This window comes from Mesorhizobium sp. WSM2240 (genome assembly GCF_040438645.1).
Taxonomy (GTDB): domain Bacteria; phylum Pseudomonadota; class Alphaproteobacteria; order Rhizobiales; family Rhizobiaceae; genus Allomesorhizobium.
On sequence record NZ_CP159253.1, the window covers coordinates 55,952 to 77,273 of the forward strand.

The 21,322-nt window shown below is 63.8% G+C and carries 21 protein-coding genes; 14 read left to right on the forward strand and 7 right to left on the reverse strand.

What is annotated here, in order from left to right; translation table 11 throughout:
* Positions 1 to 172: 172 nt before the first annotated feature.
* The 5 genes from ABVK50_RS00305 to ABVK50_RS00325 are packed head-to-tail and all read left to right on the forward strand — an operon-like array spanning position 173 to position 5,097.
* Positions 173 to 982, forward strand: coding sequence for an ABC transporter ATP-binding protein (locus ABVK50_RS00305; RefSeq protein ID WP_353643346.1), 810 nt, complete (start codon positions 173 to 175; stop codon positions 980 to 982).
* Positions 982 to 1,734, forward strand: a complete 753-nt coding sequence (locus tag ABVK50_RS00310; RefSeq protein WP_353646061.1) for an ABC transporter ATP-binding protein — start codon at positions 982 to 984, stop codon at positions 1,732 to 1,734. The genes ABVK50_RS00305 and ABVK50_RS00310 overlap by 1 nt, the downstream gene beginning before the upstream one ends.
* On the forward strand, positions 1,731 to 2,642 hold the full coding sequence (locus ABVK50_RS00315; protein ID WP_353643345.1) for a branched-chain amino acid ABC transporter permease: 912 nt from the start codon (positions 1,731 to 1,733) through the stop codon (positions 2,640 to 2,642). Before ABVK50_RS00310 ends, ABVK50_RS00315 begins: the two co-directional genes overlap by 4 nt.
* Positions 2,639 to 3,616 carry a branched-chain amino acid ABC transporter permease gene (locus tag ABVK50_RS00320; RefSeq protein ID WP_353643344.1) on the forward strand — a complete coding sequence of 326 codons (978 nt, stop codon included), beginning with the start codon at positions 2,639 to 2,641 and terminating at the stop codon, positions 3,614 to 3,616. The genes ABVK50_RS00315 and ABVK50_RS00320 overlap by 4 nt, the downstream gene beginning before the upstream one ends.
* 11 nt (positions 3,617 to 3,627) lie before the next feature.
* Positions 3,628 to 5,097, forward strand: coding sequence for an aldo/keto reductase (locus ABVK50_RS00325; protein WP_353643343.1), 1,470 nt, complete (start codon positions 3,628 to 3,630; stop codon positions 5,095 to 5,097).
* A 7-nt stretch (positions 5,098 to 5,104) separates the two neighbouring features.
* On the opposite strand, the gene ABVK50_RS00330 is transcribed toward ABVK50_RS00325, so the two are convergent.
* From ABVK50_RS00330 to ABVK50_RS00360, 7 genes are all read right to left on the reverse strand, one after another.
* Positions 5,105 to 6,007, reverse strand: a complete 903-nt coding sequence (locus ABVK50_RS00330) for a DMT family transporter (RefSeq protein WP_353643342.1) — start codon at positions 6,005 to 6,007, stop codon at positions 5,105 to 5,107.
* A 9-nt stretch (positions 6,008 to 6,016) separates the two neighbouring features.
* On the reverse strand, positions 6,017 to 7,213 hold the full coding sequence (locus ABVK50_RS00335) for a mandelate racemase/muconate lactonizing enzyme family protein (protein WP_353643340.1): 1,197 nt from the start codon (positions 7,211 to 7,213) through the stop codon (positions 6,017 to 6,019).
* Positions 7,214 to 7,281: 68 nt separating this feature from the next.
* Positions 7,282 to 8,292 carry a TRAP transporter substrate-binding protein gene (locus ABVK50_RS00340; RefSeq protein ID WP_353643339.1) on the reverse strand — a complete coding sequence of 337 codons (1,011 nt, stop codon included), beginning with the start codon at positions 8,290 to 8,292 and terminating at the stop codon, positions 7,282 to 7,284.
* A 62-nt stretch (positions 8,293 to 8,354) separates the two neighbouring features.
* Positions 8,355 to 9,632: a TRAP transporter large permease subunit gene (locus ABVK50_RS00345; RefSeq protein ID WP_353643338.1), complete on the reverse strand. Its 1,278-nt coding sequence runs from the start codon at positions 9,630 to 9,632 to the stop codon at positions 8,355 to 8,357.
* Positions 9,629 to 10,165 (reverse strand): TRAP transporter small permease, encoded by a 537-nt coding sequence (locus ABVK50_RS00350; protein ID WP_353643337.1) that lies wholly within the window; start codon positions 10,163 to 10,165, stop codon positions 9,629 to 9,631. The genes ABVK50_RS00345 and ABVK50_RS00350 overlap by 4 nt, the downstream gene beginning before the upstream one ends.
* Positions 10,128 to 10,874 carry a FadR/GntR family transcriptional regulator gene (locus ABVK50_RS00355; protein ID WP_353643336.1) on the reverse strand — a complete coding sequence of 249 codons (747 nt, stop codon included), beginning with the start codon at positions 10,872 to 10,874 and terminating at the stop codon, positions 10,128 to 10,130. Before ABVK50_RS00355 ends, ABVK50_RS00350 begins: the two co-directional genes overlap by 38 nt.
* A gap of 116 nt (positions 10,875 to 10,990) precedes the next feature.
* Complete coding sequence (locus ABVK50_RS00360; protein WP_353643335.1) at positions 10,991 to 11,764, reverse strand: IclR family transcriptional regulator C-terminal domain-containing protein; 774 nt, start codon at positions 11,762 to 11,764, stop codon at positions 10,991 to 10,993.
* A 129-nt stretch (positions 11,765 to 11,893) separates the two neighbouring features.
* Between ABVK50_RS00360 and ABVK50_RS00365 the strand changes: the two genes are divergently transcribed.
* The 9 genes from ABVK50_RS00365 (at position 11,894) to ABVK50_RS00405 (ending at position 21,320) form a co-directional block, all read left to right on the forward strand.
* Positions 11,894 to 12,769 carry a CoA-transferase gene (locus ABVK50_RS00365; RefSeq protein ID WP_353643334.1) on the forward strand — a complete coding sequence of 292 codons (876 nt, stop codon included), beginning with the start codon at positions 11,894 to 11,896 and terminating at the stop codon, positions 12,767 to 12,769.
* A complete protein-coding gene (locus tag ABVK50_RS00370) occupies positions 12,766 to 13,569 on the forward strand; it encodes a CoA-transferase subunit beta (protein ID WP_353643333.1) in 804 nt (267 codons plus the stop codon). Before ABVK50_RS00365 ends, ABVK50_RS00370 begins: the two co-directional genes overlap by 4 nt.
* On the forward strand, positions 13,562 to 14,767 hold the full coding sequence (pcaF, locus tag ABVK50_RS00375; RefSeq protein WP_353643332.1) for a 3-oxoadipyl-CoA thiolase: 1,206 nt from the start codon (positions 13,562 to 13,564) through the stop codon (positions 14,765 to 14,767). Before ABVK50_RS00370 ends, pcaF begins: the two co-directional genes overlap by 8 nt.
* A 42-nt stretch (positions 14,768 to 14,809) precedes the next feature.
* Positions 14,810 to 15,949, forward strand: a complete 1,140-nt coding sequence (locus ABVK50_RS00380) for an ABC transporter substrate-binding protein (protein WP_353643331.1) — start codon at positions 14,810 to 14,812, stop codon at positions 15,947 to 15,949.
* A 98-nt stretch (positions 15,950 to 16,047) separates the two neighbouring features.
* Entirely contained in the window at positions 16,048 to 16,926 is an 879-nt protein-coding gene (locus tag ABVK50_RS00385; protein WP_353643330.1) for a branched-chain amino acid ABC transporter permease, read from the forward strand.
* Positions 16,926 to 17,897, forward strand: coding sequence for a branched-chain amino acid ABC transporter permease (locus ABVK50_RS00390; RefSeq protein ID WP_353643329.1), 972 nt, complete (start codon positions 16,926 to 16,928; stop codon positions 17,895 to 17,897). Before ABVK50_RS00385 ends, ABVK50_RS00390 begins: the two co-directional genes overlap by 1 nt.
* Positions 17,894 to 18,670, forward strand: coding sequence for an ABC transporter ATP-binding protein (locus ABVK50_RS00395; protein ID WP_353643328.1), 777 nt, complete (start codon positions 17,894 to 17,896; stop codon positions 18,668 to 18,670). Before ABVK50_RS00390 ends, ABVK50_RS00395 begins: the two co-directional genes overlap by 4 nt.
* A 2-nt stretch (positions 18,671 to 18,672) precedes the next feature.
* Positions 18,673 to 19,398 (forward strand): ABC transporter ATP-binding protein, encoded by a 726-nt coding sequence (locus ABVK50_RS00400; protein WP_353643327.1) that lies wholly within the window; start codon positions 18,673 to 18,675, stop codon positions 19,396 to 19,398.
* 29 nt (positions 19,399 to 19,427) lie between these two features.
* Entirely contained in the window at positions 19,428 to 21,320 is a 1,893-nt protein-coding gene (locus ABVK50_RS00405; RefSeq protein WP_353643326.1) for a bifunctional sugar phosphate isomerase/epimerase/4-hydroxyphenylpyruvate dioxygenase family protein, read from the forward strand.
* The last annotated feature ends 2 nt before the right edge of the window (positions 21,321 to 21,322 follow it).

Sequence of the window (21,322 nt, forward strand, 5' to 3'; positions counted from 1 at the left end):
GAGAGGAACTCCGCCCGGCCATATTCCACTGCGCGCTGACATTCCCGTTCGGGCATTGTGACCGCCGTTCGACTTCATGCCGCGGGGCGCGGCCGACCTGATTTTTGTAGTTGCGTTTTGCAGCGATGTAAAGTTTGATCAAACATCAGCGATCACAATAACGGAAGCCGTGATGCCGCCGTCAGCCCACGCAACAAGACCGACGCGCTCCGCAGCGGCCATGCCGGTCGAGGCGCGCGATCTGGTGAGGCGGTTCGGCGGCCTTCGAGCCGTGGACGGCATGTCGATCGCGCTGCAACGGGGGGAGATGCTGGGCCTGATCGGACCGAACGGCGCCGGCAAGACCACGCTGTTCAACCTGATCGCCGGAAGCCTGAGGCCGACCTCCGGCTCGATCCGGGTCTCGGGCGAGGAAGTCTCGGGCGAGGGGCCGGAACGGCGTGTTGGGCGCGGCCTCGGACGCACGTTCCAGATACCGCGCCCATTCCCGGAGATGACGGTGCTGGAGAACGTGCTGACTGGCGGTCAGCGCCAGGCAGGCGAACACATCTGGAAGAATTTCCTGCAACCGGGCCGCGTCGCTGCCGAGGAGAAAGCCGCGGTGGACCGGGCGCGGTCACTGCTCGACTTCGTTACGCTCTCCGGGCTCGAGAACGAGCCGGCGCGAGTGCTTTCCGGCGGGCAGCGCAAGCTGCTTGAACTCGCCCGCATATTGATGGCCGATCCGGAAACCATCCTGCTCGACGAGCCGGCGGCTGGCGTCAACCCGACGCTGCTCGAGATCATCATCGACCGCGTTCTGGAACTAAACGCGCAGGGCAAATCCGTGCTGCTGATCGAGCACAATATGGAAATGGTGGCGCGGCTTTGCGGGCGTGTGGTGGTGATGGCGGCGGGCCGGCATTTGGCCGAGGGGCCGCCGGCCGAAGTCGCGCGCAATCCCACGGTCATCGAAGCCTATCTTGGCGGGGTCGCCGCGTGATGGCGTCCGATCGGCCCATAGCACTTTCGACAAAGGCGCTCGTGGCCGGCTACGAGCGCGACCTGCCCATCGTGCGCGGCATCGATTTTGCGATCCGCCAGGGAGAACTGATCGTGGTGCTCGGTCCGAATGGCGCTGGGAAGTCGACCTTCGTCAAGGCAATAGCCGGGCTGGTGCCGGTCCATGCAGGAACGGCCTTGCTCGGGGCTGCCGACATCACATCTGTGCCGGCGCACGAAAAAATTCGCCACGGACTGGCCTTCGTCCCGCAGACCGAGAACATCTTCGCGACGCTTTCTATCCACGAGAACCTGCTTCTGGCGGCAAACATCCTGCCCAAGGAGCGGCGGCAGGAGCGCGTCGCCGCGCTTTATGGAATGTTTCCCGATCTCGCGGCGCGACCGTCGCTGCGCGCCGGCCAGCTTTCGGGCGGCCAGCGCCAGATGCTGGCCGTGGCCCGGGCGCTGGTCGTCGAGCCGTCCGTCCTGATCCTGGACGAGCCGTCGGCTGGCCTCTCGCCGAAGATCGTCGCCGAGGTGTTCTCGACGCTGAAGGCGATCAACGAAACGGGGGTCACCATTGTCCTCGTCGAGCAGAATGTGAAGGCGGCGCTCGCCATTGCAGATCGTGCGGTCATCCTTGTCGAGGGGCTGCTGCGCCATGAAGGTCCGGCGGCGACGCTCGCCGACGATCCGATCGTGGCGGAACTCTATCTCGGCGCGCGGCACGCGCCGAAGGCGGTAGGCCAATGAACCCGCAGGCGCTGATGGACGGGCTGGTCACCGGCTCGATGATAGGGCTCGGCGCCATCGGCGTGACGCTGACCTATTCGATCCTGCGCTTCGCCAATTTCGCGCATGGCGAATTCCTGGCGTGGGGCGCCTACATCGCATTGGCGGTGAGCGGCGCCCTCGGCTGGCTGGCTCCTTCGCTGCTGGCGCCGATCGGCCCGTTTTCCTTCGGCTGGTCGCTGCCGATCGCGGCCATCGCGGCCATCGCCCTCACCGGTGGACTTGCCCTCCTGGTCGACGCGCTGCTGTTTGGCCGCCTGCGCGCGCAACGCAGCACGATTATCATCATGGTCATGGCGAGCTTCGGAGCGGCGCTAACGCTGCGCAGCCTGCTCGAATTCATCTTTACGGCGAAGCCCGCCTACTACACCAAGGCGCTGCAGATCGCGTTGCCGCTCGGCGGAGGCTTGAGGGCGACCCCGGACCAGTTGCTGTCGCTTGGGCTCGCCGCAATTCTGGTCGTCGCTATCCATCTGCTGCTGACCCGCACCGCTATTGGCCGCTCGATGCGGGCGGTGAGCGAGAACCAGCAGCTTGCCGGCGTCGTCGGCGTGGACGTGCGCAACGTCATCCGAACCGTCTGGCTCCTCGGCGCGGGACTGGCGGCTGTCGCCGGCATCATGGCGGGGCTGCTGGTGCAGGTCCGTCCCTATATGGGCCTCGATTTGCTGCTTCCCCTGTTCGCGGCCGCCATCCTCGGCGGCATCGGCAGCGTGCCGGGAGCAATGCTCGCCGGGCTTATCGTCGGCCTCACCGAAGCATTCGCGGTGCAATTCGTCGGGGCCCAATGGCGCGCGGCCATCGCCTTCGTCATCCTGGTAGCCGTCCTGCTCTTCCGGCCGCAGGGTCTTTTCGGGAGGCCGGAATGAGCGTCGAACTGGTCACCTACGGCGCCTTCTTCCTGACCATGGCGTTGACCTACGCCATCATGTGCCTCGGCCTCAACGTCCAGTGGGGCCAGACCGGCTTGTTCAATGTCGGCATTGCCGGCTTCGTCGCGATCGGAGCCTATGTCTCGGCGCTGCTGACGACACCGGACGCAGCCGACCGCTTAGGCGGTTTCGGCCTGCCCATCGTCGCCGGTTGGCTGGGCGCGGCGCTGGCGGCGGGGCTCGTCGCCTTCCTGATCGGGGCGCTGACCATCCGGCTTCGTGCCGATTATCTGGCCATCGCGACATTCGGCGTAGCCGTCGCCGTACAGCTTTGCGCGCTCAATCTGGAGGCGATCACCGGTGGGCCATTCGGCATCGGCTTCATTCCGCGGCCGTTCGCCGGCCTGGCAGGCGATCCGCTGGCCTTCAGCCTCGCCAATCTCGGTGTGTTGGTTCTGGTCGTGCTTGCGCTCTATCTGGCGCTGGAGCGGCTGCTGCGCAGCCCGTGGGGGAGGGTGCTGCGCGCCATCCGCGAGGACGAGACGGCGGCGCTCGCGCTCGGCAAGAGCGCGACGAGATTCCGGCTGCAGGCATTCGCGATAGGCGGCGCGATCATGGGCCTCGCCGGCGCCGCGCAGGCGCATTTCATCGGCTTCATCGCGCCCGACAATTACATGCCGATGCTGACCTTCCAGGTCTGGGCGATGCTGATCGTCGGCGGCTCCGGCAATAATCGTGGCGCGATCCTCGGCGCTGTCCTTGTCTGGGGCATCTGGGCCGGCTCCGCCGGCGCGATCGCGTCGCTGTTCCCGCCCGGCGAGCAGGCGCGCGCTGCCTCGCTGCAGATCGTGATGATCGGCGTCGGGCTATGCGCGATCCTGCTGCTGCGCCCACGCGGTATTCTGGGCGAGGTTAAGACCGTCTCCCGCCATATTGGGCGGCTGGTCGGCAAACCGGTATCCGAACCATGAGCGAGCCTTCCATGCAGCGACGTCCCGACCGCATCGATCTTGGTGACAACAACAACATCAGCCGGCTGGTCTGCGGCCTCTGGCAAGTCGCCGATCTTGAAAAGAGCGGCACGCTGCTCGATCCTGAACACGCCGCCGACGCGCTCCAGGCCTACGCTGATGCGGGCTTCGATACGTTCGACATGGCCGACCACTATGGCAGCGCCGAGCTGATCACCGGGCGACTGCTCGCTCGCTATCCGGACGCATCGCGCCGGCCGGCTGCCTTCACCAAATGGTGTCCCGAGCCCGGTCCGATGACCGCCGAAATCGTGCGAAGGGGCGTGCAGGAACGACTCGACCGTCTTGGTATCGACAGGATCGACCTCCTGCAATTCCACTGGTGGACCTTCGAGCATCCGGCCTGGCTTGATGCGCTGCACGAAATGGCGCGGCTGAGGCAAGACGGCCTGATCGGCGCGCTCGGGGTCACCAATTTCGACGCCGCGCATCTGGCGCTGGCGCTGGCCGATGGCGTACCGATCGCGACAAACCAAGTCTCCTTTTCGCTCGTCGACCGGCGCGCGGCGGGCGCGCTGGCGCAGCTTTGCGCCCGATCCGGAGTGAAGCTTCTGGCCTACGGCACGCTGTGCGGCGGCTTCCTGTCCGACAAGTGGCTGGGCAGGCCCGAGCCATCTGAAATCGCCGACTGGAGCCGCTCGAAATACAAGCGCTTCATCGACACTGCAGGCGGCTGGGACGCCTTCCAGGGCATATTGGCCGCCGCGGGCGAGATCGCACGCAAGCATGGCGTCTCGATTTCCAACGTCGCGACCCGCTGGGTGCTGGAACACGAGGCGGTGGCGGCGGCGATCGTCGGCGCGCGCATCGGCGAGAGCGAGCACCGCTCGGACAATCTCAATGTCTTCGGCTTCGCGCTCGACGAGGAGGACAAAGCGAGGCTGGAAGAGGCCTTCGCAGGGACAAAACCAATCCCCGGCGATTGCGGTGACGAATACCGCCGCCCGCCCTACCTGACGGCTTCCGGCGATTTGAGCCACCATCTCGACGCTATACCATCCGTGTTCAACGCCGAGCCTGTTCCCGGGCGACCGGGGCGGCTGCGGGTCTCATCGGGCAGTGTCTGGGAGCCGATCGCCGGATACAGCCGCGCGGTGCGGGTCAAGGACACGATCCGGGTTTCCGGCACCACGGCCACCCATGCATCCGACCGCTGCGTAGCTCCCGGCGACCCGGGCGCCCAGACCACTTATATCCTCGATAAAATCGCTGCTTCGATCACCGCCCTCGGCGGCAGGATGGAGGATGTAGTGCGCACCCGTATCTACCTGCGCGATGCCGCGCAATGGGAGCCGGTGTCGCGCGCACACGGCCGTGTGTTCGGCGACGTTTTGCCGGCTAACACGATGATCGAGGCCGGCGATCTCATTGGCGATTATGAGGTCGAGATCGAGGCCGAGGCCATCGTCTCCGAAGAGTAAGCCCGAATTACATGCCCGCGTTCTTCTTGGCCCGCTGCTCGCGGAAGAAGATGAACAGGCCGGCGGCCACGATGATCGCGGCGCCCGCCAGCATGGCCGGTCGCGGAATGTCGCCGAAGACCAGCCAGCCGAAAATCACCGCCCATAGAAGCAACGTGTACTGGAACGGCGCGACGGTCGCGGCGTCTGCAAGCTTCAACGCACGGTTGACGCAGACATGCGCCACCATGGCGACGACGCCAAGCAGACCGAGCAGCGCGAAGTCCGGCGCACTCGGCGTCACCCAGCCAAATGGCGCGGTTGCCAGCCCGAACAGGCCGGCCCCGATCGTCTGCCAGAACACCAGTGTTGTGTCCGGCGTGCCGCGCAGCGAGCGACCGGACAACATCATGAAGGCGAAGGCGAAACTGCCGAAGATCGAGATCAGCGCTGGAGCGGTCAGCGTCGCCGCCGATGGCTCCAGCGCCACTATGACGCCGACGAAGCCGATGAAAATCGCGGTCCAACGCCGCCAACCGACATGTTCGCCGAGCAGAAAAGGAGAAAGCGCGGCGACATAGATAGGCGCCGCCAGCCAGTAGGTCATCACGTCGGCGAGCGGCAGGTAGATGACCGCGAAATAAAAGCAGTAGACTTCCAGCGAGGACAGGATGACGCGCAGCACCTGCATCCGCGGCTGCTCTACGCGGATCAGCGAACGGACACCCGCCTTCCAGATGAAGGGCGTAAGGATCAGCAGCGCCGCCGCACTGCGGATCAAAAGCACCTGTCCGACGCTGTAGGTCGCGACCAGCCATTTGCCCATCACGTCGTTTAGCGAGAACAGCAGGATCCCGGCGAGCATCACGGCGATGCCGAGTTGCGTCGAGCGGGAGGCGCTTGGATGGGTCGGCAGGGCTTCCGCGGTCATGGACGATTCTCAGGCGTTGCTGGTGCGCACGATGGCATCGGCGCGCTCGGTCAGTCCCGGCAGAAGCGTCAGGCCAAGGCCCGGCGCGTCGCCGAGGCTGATCTCGCCATTCTTGACGCGCGGCAGTTCGGTGACCAGCTCAGTGTACCAGCCGGTGTAGAAGGCGCGCACCGATTCCTGGATCAGCGCATTGCGGGCATGCAGCGAGAAATGGCACGAGGCCATGAACACGACCGGGCCGGTGCAGTCATGCGGCGCGACTGGGATATGATGCGCTTCGGCCATGCCGGCGATCTTGCGGGCTTCCGAAAGGCCGCCGCACCATGAAAGGTCGAGCATGGCGACGCCGGCGACGCCGGTTGCGAGATAGTCGCGGAAGGCATGCGGATAGGCGAGTGTTTCGGAGGCGCAGATCATCGCCTTCGAATGCGGGGCATAGGCTTTCAGCGTCTCCAGCGAATCCATCCGCACCGGGTCTTCATGCCAGTAGGTGTCGAAGGGCTGGAGTGCGCGGGCTATGCGCTGGGCGGCGGGAAGCTGCCACAGCGAATGGAATTCGACCATGATGTCCACGCGGTCGCCGACGGCCGCGCGGATCTTCTCGAACGGCTTCAGCGCGGTTCGCAGCTCCTCGGCGGAGATGTCGAGGCCGCCGGTCCGTTCGGCGGCGATGTCGAACGGCCAGATCTTCATGCCGGTGATGCCCTGCTCGATGAGCGAATGTGCAAGTTCATCGGCGCGGTTCAGGAAGCCGTCGAGGTCCTCATAAGGGCCTTCGGCCGCGCCGACGCCCCAATTCTCGACCGCCTGGGCGCGGGCGTCGCGGACATATTTGTAGCCGGCGCAGGTGTTGTAAGTGCGGATCGAATCCCGGCTTTTGCCGCCAAGCGCGACGCTGACCGGTACGCCGAGCGCCTGCCCGAAAAGATCCCAGAGAGCGATATCGACCGCCGAATTGCCGCGCGTCTCGACCCCCGCGCCACGCCATCCGAGATAGCCGATCAGGTCGCGGTTGATCGCCTCGATCTGCAGCGGGTCGCGGCCGATCAGCTTTGGCGCGACGGTTTCGTGGATATACGCCTCGACGGCGGCGGCTCCCATGAAGGTCTCGCCGAGCCCGATCAGCCCTTCATCGGTGTGGATGCGGACCCAGATGATGTTGGCGAATTCGCCCAGCCGGACGGTTTCGACGGATGTGATCTTCATGGAGCAACCTTGCAGAAAACGGGCGGCGAACTATGCCGCCGCCAGGAAGTGTCAAATCGCCTAAGCAGCTATTCGCCGCGCAGCTTCTTGAGTTCGGCCATCATCTTGTCGACGACCTCCTGGCCGATCGTGGCGGCGTGCTTTTCGTAGACCGGCTTAACCGCTTCACGCATCTGGGCCTGCGCCTCTGGCGTAAGCTCGGTCACTTCCATCCCCGCCGCCTTGACGTTTTCCAGCGACTTGGCTCCAAGATCGCGACTCGCCTTGCGCTGCACGTCGCGGCCGACCACCGCGCATTCCTGCAGGATCGCCTGTTCCTCGGCGTCGAGCTGGTCCCAAAGCGGCTTGGAGTAGAGCACCATGAACGGCGTATAGGCGTGCCGTGATAAAGTGAGATGGTCCTGCACCTCGGAGAATTTCGAGGTATCGATGGTAACCACCGGGTTTTCCTGGCCGTCGATGGCGCCGGTTTCGAGGGCGGTGAACACCTCGCCGAAAGCCATCGGCACGGCATTGGCGCCGAGATTCTGGAAGGAATCGAGGAAGATGTTGTTCTGCATCACCCGGACCTTCAGGCCCTTGATGTCTTCGACGCCAGCGACCGCGCGCTGCGAGTTCGTGAGGTTGCGGAAGCCGTTCTCCCAATACGCGAGGTTAACCAGACCGTACTGCGGCATCTGGTCGGAAATGTACTTGCCGAACTCGCCGTCGAGGATGGCGTCGGCTTCCTTCTCGTCATTGAACAGGAAGGGCAGGTCGAACACGCCGAGCGCCGGCGCGATGCCGACCAGCGGCGAGGTCGAGGTGATGACCATTTCCTGCGTGCCGGAGCGCAGCGCCTGCGTCGCATCGAGATCGCCGCCAAGCGCGCCGCTCCAGAACGCGGTGAGCTTCAGCTTGCCGTCGGACTTGTCGGCCATGCACTGGGTCATCGCCTTCACGCCATTGCCGACGGGATGCTCCTCGGCGACGCCGTTGGAGACGCGGATGGTGCGCTCCTGGATTTCGGCGAGCGCCGGTCCGCTGAACACGCCGACGCAAAGCGCAAGCGCGAGGCCTTTGAGAATTGTCGATTTCATTTTGTTTCCTCCGTTGTTGAACTTGGACTTCTGCTTCTCGAAAGACACGTGCCCTCTCATTCCTAGCGGAGCCAGGCGAGAGGTACGAGAACGAGCTCTGGGAACATGACGAGCAGGAACATGACGACGGTCTGCGCCAAAAGGAAGGGCCAGACGCCGACGATGACTTGCCCGAGCGGAATACGTGCTACGCCGCTCACCACGTTGAGAACGATGCCGACCGGCGGCGTGAGCAGGCCGATGCAATTGTTCATCACGAATAGGACGCCGAAATAGACCGGATCGATGCCTGCTTGGCGGATGATCGGCATCAGCACCGGCGTCAGGATCAGGATGGTCGGCGCCAGATCGAGCGCGGTGCCGACGACCAGCACCAGCACCATGATTACGGCGAGCAGCAATTTGGGCCGGTCGACGAGAGGCTGGATCATGCCGCCTATCTCCGCCGGGATGTTGGCCGAGGTGATCAGCCAGGCCGAGACCAGCGCCGCCGCTACCAGGAACATCACGACGGATGTCGTCTTGGCGGCGGTGAGGAACACGCCGTAGAGGTCGCGGAACTTCAGCTCGCGGTAGATGAACATGCCGACGAAAAGCGCGTAGACCGCGGCGACGACCGCAGCTTCGGTGGGCGTGAAGATGCCGAAGCGGATGCCGCCGAGCACGATCACCGGCATGAACAGCGCCCAGCCGGCGCGCCCAGTCGCTTTCAGCTTCATGGACATCGGCTGGCGCGGCAGGACCGCCACGCTCTCCTTTTTTGCCAGGAACAGCCAGGTGACCACGAGCGACATCGCCATCATCAGGCCGGGCACAATGCCGCCGATGAAGAGTTGGGTGATCGAGACGTTGGCGGCGACACCGAAGATGATGTAGGCGATCGATGGCGGGATGACCGGCGCGATAACGCCACCGGCGGCCATCAGGCCCGCAGCACGCGGCACATTATAGCCGGCATCGCGCATCATTGGGATCAGGATAGACGCGAGCGCCGCCGTATCGGCGGCGGCGGAGCCGGATATGCTGGCCATGATAACAGCCGCGATGATCGCCACAATGCCGAGGCCGCCGCGAATGTGGCCGACGCAGGCGATTGCGAATTCGACGATACGGCGTGACAGGCCGCCGGCGTTCATGATCTCGCCAGCGAGCAGGAAGAACGGAATGGCGAGCAAAGTGAAGGTGTCGGCGCCGGAAATCATGCGCTGCGAGACGATCTGCGTGTCGAAGATGCCGCCATAGGTCATCAACGCAATGCCGCAGAAGATCAACGCGAAGGCGACCGGCACGCCGATCGCCATGGACCCGAGCAGGGAAACCAGGAAAACGACGATGGTCATTCAGCGCGCTCCCGGATGGCGGCAGCTTCGGCGCCTTCGCCAGCGAAGGCGTTGATCTCGTCTTCCGTGATCCGACCGGTGACGGTTCGGACGAGCCGGATTGTGACGAGCCCGCCAATGCCGATCGCGGTGAAGAAGCCGATCCCGTAGATCCAGTTCATCGAAATGCCGACGACGGGCGCGGTCATCGAAGCGTTGATCGGATACTGCTTCCAGGTACCCCAGAAGAACGCCGCCATGCACAAAAGGATAATGGCGTCGCTTAGCACCATGCAGATGAGCCGGCCGTTGCGGCCGAAGCGCTGAACCAGGGATTCGACTCCGAGATGCGCGTTTTCACGGAAGGTCACAACGGCCCCGATGAAGGTCAGCCAGACGAAGAAATAGCGGGACATCTCCTCGGAAACGAGGATGCCCGAATTGAAGCCGTAGCGCAGCACGACATTGCCGAAGACCATGATCGCCATGCCCGCGAGCAGGATGACGAGCAGCACCTCAAGTCCGCGGATCAGCCAGTCGATCCCGTTCGACATTCGTTTCTCCCGTGAAAAGTGGCAACACCTGGAAAATATCCTCGCGCGCCGATTCTATGAGTGTGGTGAGCGCCGTCCTAGCGGCTTCGGGGTTGCGGCCGATAATAGCGTCGGCAACGGCCCGATGCATAGGCAGCGACGCCCGTGCGCTATCCATGCTGATGACGGACAGGCTGAACGAAACGCGCAGCGTGTTCGCCATGAGCGGTGCGAGCTGGCGCAGGAACTGGTTTCCCGAGCCGAGAAATATCGTTTCGTGGAAAGCCAGATCCGCCTGATGGTAGTCGCCGTCGCCGTCCACAGCGGCAGCCATGCGACGGAAGTACTGGTCCAGCTTTTCGGACGGAAATTCCGGGTTGGCTGCGGCAAGCCCTGCCGCGTAGGGTTCGATGCCGAGCCTGAAATGGATCAGGTCCTCAATGAATTCCCGCGTCAGCCCGCTCGACAGTCGCCAGGAGACCACCTGCGGGTCGAACAGGCTCCAGGAATCGACCGGCTGTACCTGTGTGCCGTGACGCCGGCGCACATTGACCATGCCCTTGGCGACCAGCGTGCGCATCGCTTCGCGAACGACCGTGCGGCTGACGCCCAGCTCGTCGCCAATCTCGTCTTCCGTGGGCAATACGGATTCAGCGGCGAACCGCCCTCCGACGATCCAGCCGGCAATCACGTCGACCGCATCCTGGTGCCGGGTCCTCAAAATCGCCATCAGAAACATCATACGTATGATTAATGGTGCGGCAAGCGCCTAATTCGCAGTCACCAGAAATTTAATCAGAGGAGTTCCGCGCTCGAATGGATGAGCCGCAAACGCCGACGCGCCGCTTATTGGACAATGAAAAAGTCTTCAATATTGCGCGCAGCTGCAAGCAGATGCGGCAGGATTTCGCGCTTCATCTCGGCGGTCGTGAAGCGCGACGATTGCGTCGAAACGTTGATGGCAGCGACGATCTTGCGGGAGCGGTCGCGGATCGGCACCGCAATGGAGCGCAGCCCTATCTCCAGTTCCTCGTCGACGATCGCGAAGCCGGCCTGCGCGGCCCTGGTGATCTCGGCGGCCAAGGCCGTGCGGTCGGTGATGCTCTTGGGTGTATTCCGCTCGATTTTGGCCGCGGCCAGGAATTCCCGCAATTGCGGCGCAGGCAAGTCCGACAGAAGCACGCGTCCCATCGACGTGCACCAGGCCGGCAGCCGGGTCCCGACGTGCAGCGCGACGCTCAGTATATGCCGCCCGGGAACGCGCGCGACATAGACCACGTCCTCGCCGGAGAGCACGGCGGCCGAACTCGATTCATTCAGCCGTGACGCCACCTCGCGCATGAACGGCTCAGCGTAGGACCAGAGGGATGCGCCCTGCAGCCAAGTGCGCGCCACTGAGAGCAGCCGGGGCGACAGGCTGAAGCGGCGGCCGGTTTGGATGGCGTACTCGGAAGCGACCAAGGTCAGGAGGAAACGACGCGCGCCGGCGCGCGTCAGTTCCGCCTTATCGGCCATTTCGGTGAGCGTCAGGCCGCCGGGATGGGCGGCCAGGATCTCCATCACGGCAAGGCCGCGCTGAAGCGAGCCGACATTGTCGCGTGGCAGCGGCGCCTCGGCCATACCGTCCTCCCGATCCAAATCGCGCGTCCGCTGCGGGCAGCTTGACATCCGCTCAGATATCCATCAAAGAGTATTGCATACAAAACAAATGTTCGCAATACGAACAGTTGCGATTGGGAGAAGATGCGCATGGCGAAGTTCCTGCCGCTTGCACAGGCGGTCGCCGAAAATCTGCGCGACGGCGACAAAGTCGCTTTCGAAGGGTTTACGCATCTGATCCCGACCGCTGCGGCGCATGAGGCGATCCGCCAGGGTTTTAGAAATCTCGTTCTCATCCGCATGACCCCCGATCTGATCTACGACCAGATGGTCGGAATGGGTATGGCGCGGAAGCTGGTCTTCTCCTACGCCGGCAATCCGGGCGTCGGGCTCCTTCGCCGGGTGCGCGATGCAGTCGAGAACGGCTTTCCCAACGCGCTGGAAATCGAGGAGCATAGCCACGCCGCCATGGCCAATGCCTATGAGGCGGGCGCGGCCGGTCTGCCCTGCGCCGTCTTCCGCGGCTATCGCGGCGCCGAACTGGCGAAGGTCAATCCGAGTATCAAGCCGATTACCTGTCCGTTCACCGGCGAACAACTTGCGGCCGTTCCCGCGGTCCGTCCCGACGTGACTTTCATTCACGCACAAAAGGCAAACCGGCGCGGCGACGTGCTCGTCGAGGGCATAATCGGCATCCAGAAGGAAGCGGTGCTCGCGGCCAAACGCGCCGTGGTTACCGTTGAGGAGGTGGTCGAGGATTTCGACAGCCTGCATCCCAATCTGACCGTCCTGCCGCGCTGGACGATTTCCGCCATTTCCGTCGTCCCGGGCGGCTCGCATCCGTCCTACGCGCACGGCTACTACGCCCGAGACAATGCCGCCTATCTCGAATGGGACGAGATCGCCGCCGACCGTGACCGCTTCCGCGCCTGGATGGAGGAGAACGTGATGCGGGCGACGCCGGAGGATTTCGCCGCGCGCGTGGAAGGCCTCAGGGCCGGCGCAAGCATCAGGAGCGCGGCATGACCAGCTTCACGCCCAACGAGATGATGACCATCGCGGCGTCGCGCGCGCTGAAAAACGACGATGTCTGCTTCGTGGGTATCGGGGCGCCCTCGGCGGCGTGCAACGTGGCGCGGTTGACCCATGCGCCCGACATCACGCTTATCTACGAGAGCGGCACGATCGGCACCGCGCCGGACGTGCTGCCGCTCTCTATCGGCGACGGCGAACTCTGCGATACGGCGGTGACCACCGTCTCGGTGCCCGAAATGTTTCGGTATTGGCTGCAAGGCGGCCGCATCTCGATCGGTTTCCTGGGTGCTGCCCAACTCGACAGATTCGGCAACATCAACACCACCGTCATCGGCGACTACGCGCATCCGAAGACCCGGCTTCCGGGCGGCGGCGGCGCGCCCGAAATCGCGACCTCGTCGCGCGAAATCTACATCACCATGGCGCAAAGTAAGCGCGGCATGGTCGAGAAGATCGACTTCTACACTTCCTTCGGCCATGGCGGCGGCGGCGATCACCGCAAGCGCCTGGGTATCGACACGGCGGGGCCGACTCTGCTCATTACCGATCTCGCCATCTGGAAGCCCGATCCCGAAACGAAGGAGTTCACAGTCGTGTCGTTGCACCCCGGAGCTACCCGTGAAATGGTCCAGGAGACCTGCGGCTGGGTGGTGAAATTCTCTCCGACGCTCGAAGAGACGCCGGCTCCAAGCGACCTCGAACTCGCCACGCTGCGCGACCTCAAGGCGCGCACCGACGCTGCCCACAAGCGCGACACAAGCGCCGCCAAGAGAGGGTCGAAAGATGGCTGAGGCCTTCATCTGCGACTACATACGTACGCCGATCGGCCGTTTCGGAGGGGTTCTCTCGGCGGTCCGCACCGACGATCTCGGCGCGGTTCCGCTGAGGGCGTTGATGGCGCGCAATGCCGGCGTCGACTGGGCAGCCGTCGACGACGTGGTCTATGGCTGCGCCAACCAGGCCGGCGAGGATAACCGCAACGTCGCGCGCATGTCGCTGCTCCTGGCAGGATGGCCGGAGGCGGTGCCGGGATCGACAGTCAACCGGCTGTGCGGCTCAGGCATGGACGCCGTGACCATCGCAGCCCGCGCCATCAAGGCCGGCGAGGCTGAACTGGTGATCGCGGGCGGCGTCGAATCGATGTCGCGCGCGCCCTTCGTCATGCCCAAGGCCGAAACGGCGTTTTCGCGCCTTGCCGAGATCCACGACACGACGATCGGCTGGCGCTTCGTCAACCCACTGATGAAAAAGCAGTACGGCATCGATTCCATGCCGGAGACCGGCGAGAATGTCGCCGAGGAGTTTTCGGTCTCCCGCGCCGACCAGGACGCTTTCGCAGTACGCAGCCAGAACAAGGCGGTAGCGGCGCAGGAGAATGGCCGTCTGGGCAAGGAAATCACAGAGGTCAGCATCGCCCAGCGCAAGGGTGATCCGGTTGTTGTAAGCAGGGACGAACATCCCCGCGCCGGCACCACTTTTGAGGCCCTGGCCAAGCTGCCGACGCCCTTCCGGCAGGGCGGAACGGTCACGGCCGGCAATGCCTCAGGCGTCAACGATGGAGCGGCGGCGCTGATTGTCGCTTCCGAGGCGGCGGCGAGAAAATACGGCCTGACGCCGATCGCCCGTATCCTCGGGGGCGCGGCCGCCGGCATTGCCCTGCGCATCATGGGCATGGGACCGGTGCCGGCGACGAAAAAACTCTGCGCCCGCCTCGGCATTACGCCTCGGGATTTCGACGTCATTGAACTGAATGAAGCCTTCGCCTCCCAGGGTATTGCCGTGCTCCGTGAGCTCGGCATCGCCGAGGATGCGGAGCATGTGAACCCGAATGGCGGAGCCATCGCGCTTGGCCATCCGCTCGGCATGTCGGGAGCACGCATCACCGGAACCGCCGCCCTGGAACTCAGGGAGGGCCGCGGCAGGCTGGCGCTGGCCACGATGTGCATCGGCGTCGGCCAGGGCATCGCGATCGCTTTGGAACGGGCGTGAGCACAACTGAACTTCGACAGGAACCTAAGGGAGGAAAATGACATGAACAGAAGAAGCATTCTTGGAATTGCGACGGCGCTGATGGTCGGCGCGGTCATGCCGGCGGCCTACGCCCAGGAGACGGTGAAGATCGCCAACATCTCCGAGCTTAGCGGCCCGGGCGCAACATCCGGCGTCAATTGGCGCGATGGCGCCGCCATGGCCATCGAGGAGATCAATGCGGCCGGCGGCATTCTCGGCAAGCAGGTCGAACTGACGCAGTATGACAGCCAGAGTGACGCGCAGACCTCGCGCGCAATGGTGCAGAAGGCGATCGACGACGGCGCGTTCGCACTGCTCGGCACCGTCTATTCGGGCTCCACTATCGTCAACATGCTGGTCGCGCAGCAGGCTGGCATCCCGCAGATGACCGGTTCCGAAGCGCCTAAGATCACCGCACTCGGCAATCCCTACATTTTCCGCACCTCTTTCGGTGCGCAGAAGTCGATGCCCAAGATCGCGGCCTACCTCAAGGACGAGATGAAGGTGTCGAAGGTGGCAATCGCGTGGGTCAACAGCGAGTTTGGCAAGGGCGGCCACGACGCCTTCGTCGCGCAGATGGAAGAGAAGGGCATCGAGGTCGTCGCCGACGTCCCGAGCGAGAACGCGCAGGCTGACTTCGCCTCCGACGTCGTCAAGCTCAAGGGCTCGGGGGCCGAGGCGATCTTCGTCTATCTGACCGAGGAGGAGAGCGCGCGTTTCCTGCGCGAGGCCAAGAAGCAGGGCGTATCGGTGCCGCTGGTCGGCGAAACGACGCTGATCGGCCAGAAGGTAATCGACCTCGCTGGCGACGCCTCCGACGGAACGCTCGGTCATGTCAGCCTGACGCCGGACGCGCCCATTCCCGCAGTGCAGGAAATGGCGAAGAAATTCGAGGAGAAGTACAAGTACCGGGCGGACCACAACGCCATCAAGGGCTATATCGGCGCCTACGCCATCAAGTACGCAACCGAACTAGTCGGCGAACTGGACTCGCAGAAGGTCGCCGACAAGCTGCACGGCCTGACCCTCAAAGCGGCCGAGCACCCCGGCGTGCTGATGGACATCACCTGGGACGATACCGGCGAGGTCTCGCGCGAGAGCTTCCTGGTCGAGGTCACGGGCGGCAAGCAAACCATCAAGGCGACACTGCCGGCGAACTGACGGCGACTGGCTCCCTGCGGCGGAACGGGCGCCGCAGGGAACTGCCACCGCGTCGAGCCGGGGCGGCTCGAAATCCACGGGAGGTGGAAAGAACAAGAATGTCTGAATTTCTGCAGATCACGCTGTCCGGTCTCGCCACGGGCTCGATCTACGCGCTGGCCGCAATCGGCTTCACCCTTTTGTGGCAGGCCTCGCAGACGATCAATTTCGCGCAGGGCGAATTCGTCATGCTGCCCGCCTTCTTCGTATTGATCGGTATGCATGTTCTGGGGATGCCGCTAGCCGCAGCCATGCTTTTCGCGCTCGTGCTGTCGCTCATCCTTCTCGGCGCGATGTTCAAGAAGCTGGTTATCGAGCCGATGCTGCCGCACGGCACGCTGCCGATCGTCATGGCGACCATCGCGCTCGGAATACTGATGAAAGAGAGCGTGAAGGAATTCTACAGCGCCGAGGCGCAGCCTTTTCCGGCGCTGGTAAGCGACCGCACAGTAGATATTTTCGGCGCCGCGGTCTCGTTCCAGGATATTGCCAATCTGGCGATTTCGCTGCTGGTCGTCGTGGCGCTGCAGTTCTTCCTCAACGGCACTCGCACCGGCCGCTGCATGCAGGCGACCGCGCAGAATCCCGGTGTGGCCGAAATCCTCGGCGTCAATATCAAGCGGATGGTGCTGTACACCTTCCTCATCAACGCGGCGCTGGCCACCGTCGCCTCCTTCCTGATCTCGCCGATCTATCTGGCGAAGTTCTCCAATGGCGAGCCGATTGGCTTGGTCGCCTTCATCGCGGCAATCGTCGGCGGCTTCAATCAGATTCGCGGAGCTCTTGTTGGCGGCCTTCTGATCGGCGTCATCGACAATCTCGCGGCCTCCTACGTGTCGGTGCAGTACCGCGCCGCCGTGCCGCTTCTCCTGCTCATCGTCATCATCCTTGTCCGCCCGCAGGGCATTATGGGCAAGGCAGAAGGGAGGGCCGTCTGATGCCCTTGCGCAATTTAATCCTTCTCCTTCTCGGCGTTGCTGCCCTGATCGCCGCGCCGCTCGGCCAGGGCAATTACGTCATCTACGTGCTGTGCTCTTGGTTGATCTTCTCGATCGCAGCGATGGGCCTCAATTTGACGCTGGGCTATGCCGGCCAGGTCTCCCTCGCGCAGGCAGCCTTTATGGGAATTGGCGCCTACACATCGGCGCTGCTGACTATGGCAGGATGGCACTGGATACTTGCCGCCCCGGCGGCGATGGTGCTTTGCTTCGTCATCGGGCTGGTGCTCGGCTATCCGGCGCTGCGCGTCCAGCATCACTTCCTGGCGTTCGTGACGCTTGCCTTCAACACACTGGTGTTCCTGGTGCTGCGCAACGAAGAATGGCTGACCGGCGGCTCGCTCGGTCTGGTAGGCATCATGCGGCCGTCCTTCCTCGGCTTCGACACCATGCCGCAACTCCATTTCTATTATTTCACCCTGGTCGTGTTCCTGATCGTGGCGGGGCTCTTCTGGGGGCTCGTCCGGTCGCCCTGGGGCCGCGCCTTCCGGGCGCTCAGGGAAAACCCGATCCGCGCCAACAGTCTTGGCGTGGACATCCGCCGCATGACCCTCTTGGCATTCGCCATCGGCTCTTCGCTCGGTGGGCTGGCCGGCGCGCTTGCCGCGCCGCTGGTGCAGTTCATCGATCCGCCGGCCTTCTCGCTCGTACACTCGTTGAAGATATTGCTGATGGTCGTGGTTGGCGGCTCGGGCTACTTCTTTGGTCCGATCCTCGGCGCTGGCCTCGTCATCGTCATGCCGGAGTTCCTTCGCTTCACCGAGGGCTACTACCTGATGATCTATGCCGCGACGGTCCTCGTCCTGATGATCTTCTGCCCGACGGGTCTGATCGGGCTCGGCAAGCGGATCGCCGATCGCTTCAAGGGACAGCGCGTGCGTGCAGACCTAAAGCAGGGAGCGCAGCTATGACCATGCACGTCCAGACCGCCGTCGCCACTGCGACCCCGGTGCTCAGCGTCCGCAACCTGTCGAAGTCCTTCGGCGGCATCAAGGCTGTTCAGGATGTCTCCTTCGACGTTCAGGCGGGGGAAATACTCGGCCTGATCGGCCCCAATGGCAGCGGCAAGTCGACGCTCTTCAACTGCATTCTCGGCCAGTCGAAACCTGATGCCGGCGAGGTCCATGTCAACGGCCGGTCTGTCGCCGGCAAGCGCGCCTGCGACCTGAACAAGCTCGGCGTCGGCCGCACCTTCCAGATGCTGCAGGTCTTCCCGCAGATGAGTGTGCTGGAAAACATCATCCTGGCCGGGCAGGAGCATCACGGCACGATGTTCTCGCGCCTGTTCGGTCAACCGGACGCCGGGCTGACGGGCGAGGCGGAGAAGCTGATCAATTTCTTCCGGCTCGGTCATTTGAAGGACGAACTCGCCGGCTCGCTCTCCTACGGCCAGCAGAAGCTGCTCGACGCCGCAATGGCATTCATGGCCGGCCCGAGCCTGGTCCTCCTCGACGAGCCGGCCGGCGGCGTCAATCCGACGATGCTGGAAAGCCTGAAGGAGCGCCTTGTCGCCTTCAATGCCGAGCGCGGCTCGACCTTCGTGGTCATCGAACACAATATGGAATTCGTCATGTCGCTGTGCACGCGCATCCTCGTGCTGGCGGGCGGCAGGATCATCGCCGAAGGAGCGCCCGAGGCGATCCGAAGCAATCCTGAAGTCATCGAAGCCTATCTGGGAGGCTGACTATGCTGGAACTGAAGGAGCTTTTCGGCGGCTACGGCAAGATGACGATCTTGAACGGCGTCTCGTTCAAGATCGACAAAGGCACCATCACCACCGTGATCGGCCCCAATGGAGCCGGCAAGTCGACCGTGTTCAAGGCCATATTCGGCCTGCTCAACATCCACTCCGGTCAGATTCTCCTCGACGGCAGGGATGTGACGCGCCAGGCGCCGGCGCAGATGATCGCGCATGGCGTCACCTATGTGCCGCAGGGGCGCAACGTCGTGCCTCAGCTTTCGGTGCTGCACAACCTCGAACTCGGCGGCATCACAGCCAAGGACCAGAGTTTGGTCAAGCGCCGCATTGAAGAGGTGATGGACCAGTTCCCGATCCTGCGCGAGAAACGGAACCAGCAGGCCATCGCGCTGTCCGGCGGCCAGCAGAAGCAGCTCGAGATTGCCCGTTCGCTGCTCCTCGATCCCAAGCTGATCCTGATCGACGAACCTTCAATCGGCCTGTCGCCCAATCTCGTCCAGGAAGTGTTCCAGACGCTTAAGAAGCTGCGCGACAACGGCGTCACGATCCTGATGGTCGAGCAGAATGCCAAGGCTGCGCTGGCGATGTCGGACTACGGCATCGTCCTGGAACTTGGCCAGCGCCGCATGCACGACCGCGCCGACGCGTTGTTAGCCGATCCTCGGGTCGGTCAGCTCTTCCTCGGTGGCTCGACACAGAAAAGCGTGGCCTGAGAAATCCTGCCACCGGAGGATCGAAGCCGATGAAAACCTCGATCGCAACCGTCTCGATCAGCGGTGACCTCTCCGAAAAGCTTGCCGCCATCGCTGCCGCCGGCTTTGACGGCGTCGAGATATTCGAGAATGACCTTCTGGCCTCGGATGCTTCACCCGCCGAAGCCGGCCGCATGGTGCGCGACGCCGGCCTCGAGATCACCCTTTTCCAGCCGTTCCGCGATTTCGAGGGTATGCCGGAGCCGCATCGTTCGCGCGCGTTCGACCGCGCCGAACGCAAGTTCGACCTGATGCAGGAACTCGGCGCGGAGCTGATGCTGGTCTGCTCCAATGTTTCCTCGGTCTCGCTCGGAGGCATCGATCGCGCGGCGGATGATTTTCGCGAACTCGGTGAACGTGCTGCAGCGCGAGGCCTGCGCGTCGGCTACGAGGCGCTGGCCTGGGGCAGGCACATCAACGATCATCGCGACGCCTGGGAGATCGTGCGCCGAGCCGACCACGCCAATGTCGGGCTGATCCTCGATTCCTTCCATACGTTGGCGCGCAAGGTCGATGTCGGCTCAATCCGCGCCATCCCGAAAGACAAGCTGTTTCTCGTCCAGCTTGCCGACGCTCCGCAGATCGACATGGACCTGATCTACTGGAGCCGGCACTTCCGCAATATGCCGGGCGAAGGCGATTTGCCGGTGCGCGACTTCATGCGCGCCGTGGCGGCTACCGGCTACGACGGTTATCTCTCATTGGAAATTTTCAACGACCAGTTCCGTGGCGGCTCGCCGAAATCGATCTCGGTCGATGGCCGCCGCTCGCTGATATACCTCATGGACCAGGTCCGCCGTGACGAACCGGCGGCAGCCGCCGACCTGCCTGAAATGCCGGACCGCATCGCGGTCGGTGGCGTCGAGTTTATCGAATTCGCCGCCAACGAGGCGGAGGGACAGGAACTTGCGGCTTTCTTCCGCGGCATGGGCTTCAGGAAATCCGGAAAGCACGTCTCCAAGGACGTGACGCTGTACCGGCAGGGCGACATCAATCTGGTTATCAACACCGAGCGGGAGGGTTTCGCGCATTCCTCCTACGTCGTCCACGGCACGTCGGTCTGCGCGCTCGGCCTCAAGGTCGAGAACGCCGCCGCGACCGTGGAGCGCGCCCGCGCGCTGGGCGCAGAGATATTCAGCCAGCCGGTCGGGCCGGGCGAACTGACCATACCGGCGATCCGCGGCGTCGGCGGTGGCGTCATCTACTTCATCGACCAGACGTCGGAATTGCGCCGCGTGTGGGAGACCGAGTTCGTCCCTGTCACGGATGACGATGCGCCGCAGGACGTCGGCCTCACCGCCATAGATCATGTCGGCCAGACCATGCTGCATGAGGAGATGCTGACCTGGCTGCTCTTCTACACGGCGATTTTCAGGACCCGGAAGCCGCCGATGGTCGACATCATCGATCCGGCGGGCGTGGTGCGCAGCCAGGTCATCGAAAACGACGAGGGCAGCCTGAGGCTGACGCTGAACGGCGCCGAAAACCGCCGCACCTTCGCCGGACATTTCATCAACGAATCCTTTGGCTCCAGCGTCCAGCATGTCGCCTTCGGCGCGAACGATATCTTTGCCGCCGCCGCCGTGCTTCGGGCAAACGGCTTCGAGCCGCTGCACATTTCGCCGAACTATTATGATGACGTCGAGGCTCGTTTCGGCCTCGATCCCGATCTCGCCGACCGGCTGCGGGCGGAGAACATCCTCTATGATCGCGACGACAGCGGCGAGTACTTCCAGCTATACAGCCCCAACTACGGCGAGGGCTTCTTCTTCGAGATCGTCGAGCGGCGCGGCGGCTACCGCGGCTACGGCGCTCCGAACGCGCCGTTCAGGATCGCGGCGCAGAAGAGGCATTTGCGGCCGAAAGGCATGCCTCGATCCTGACG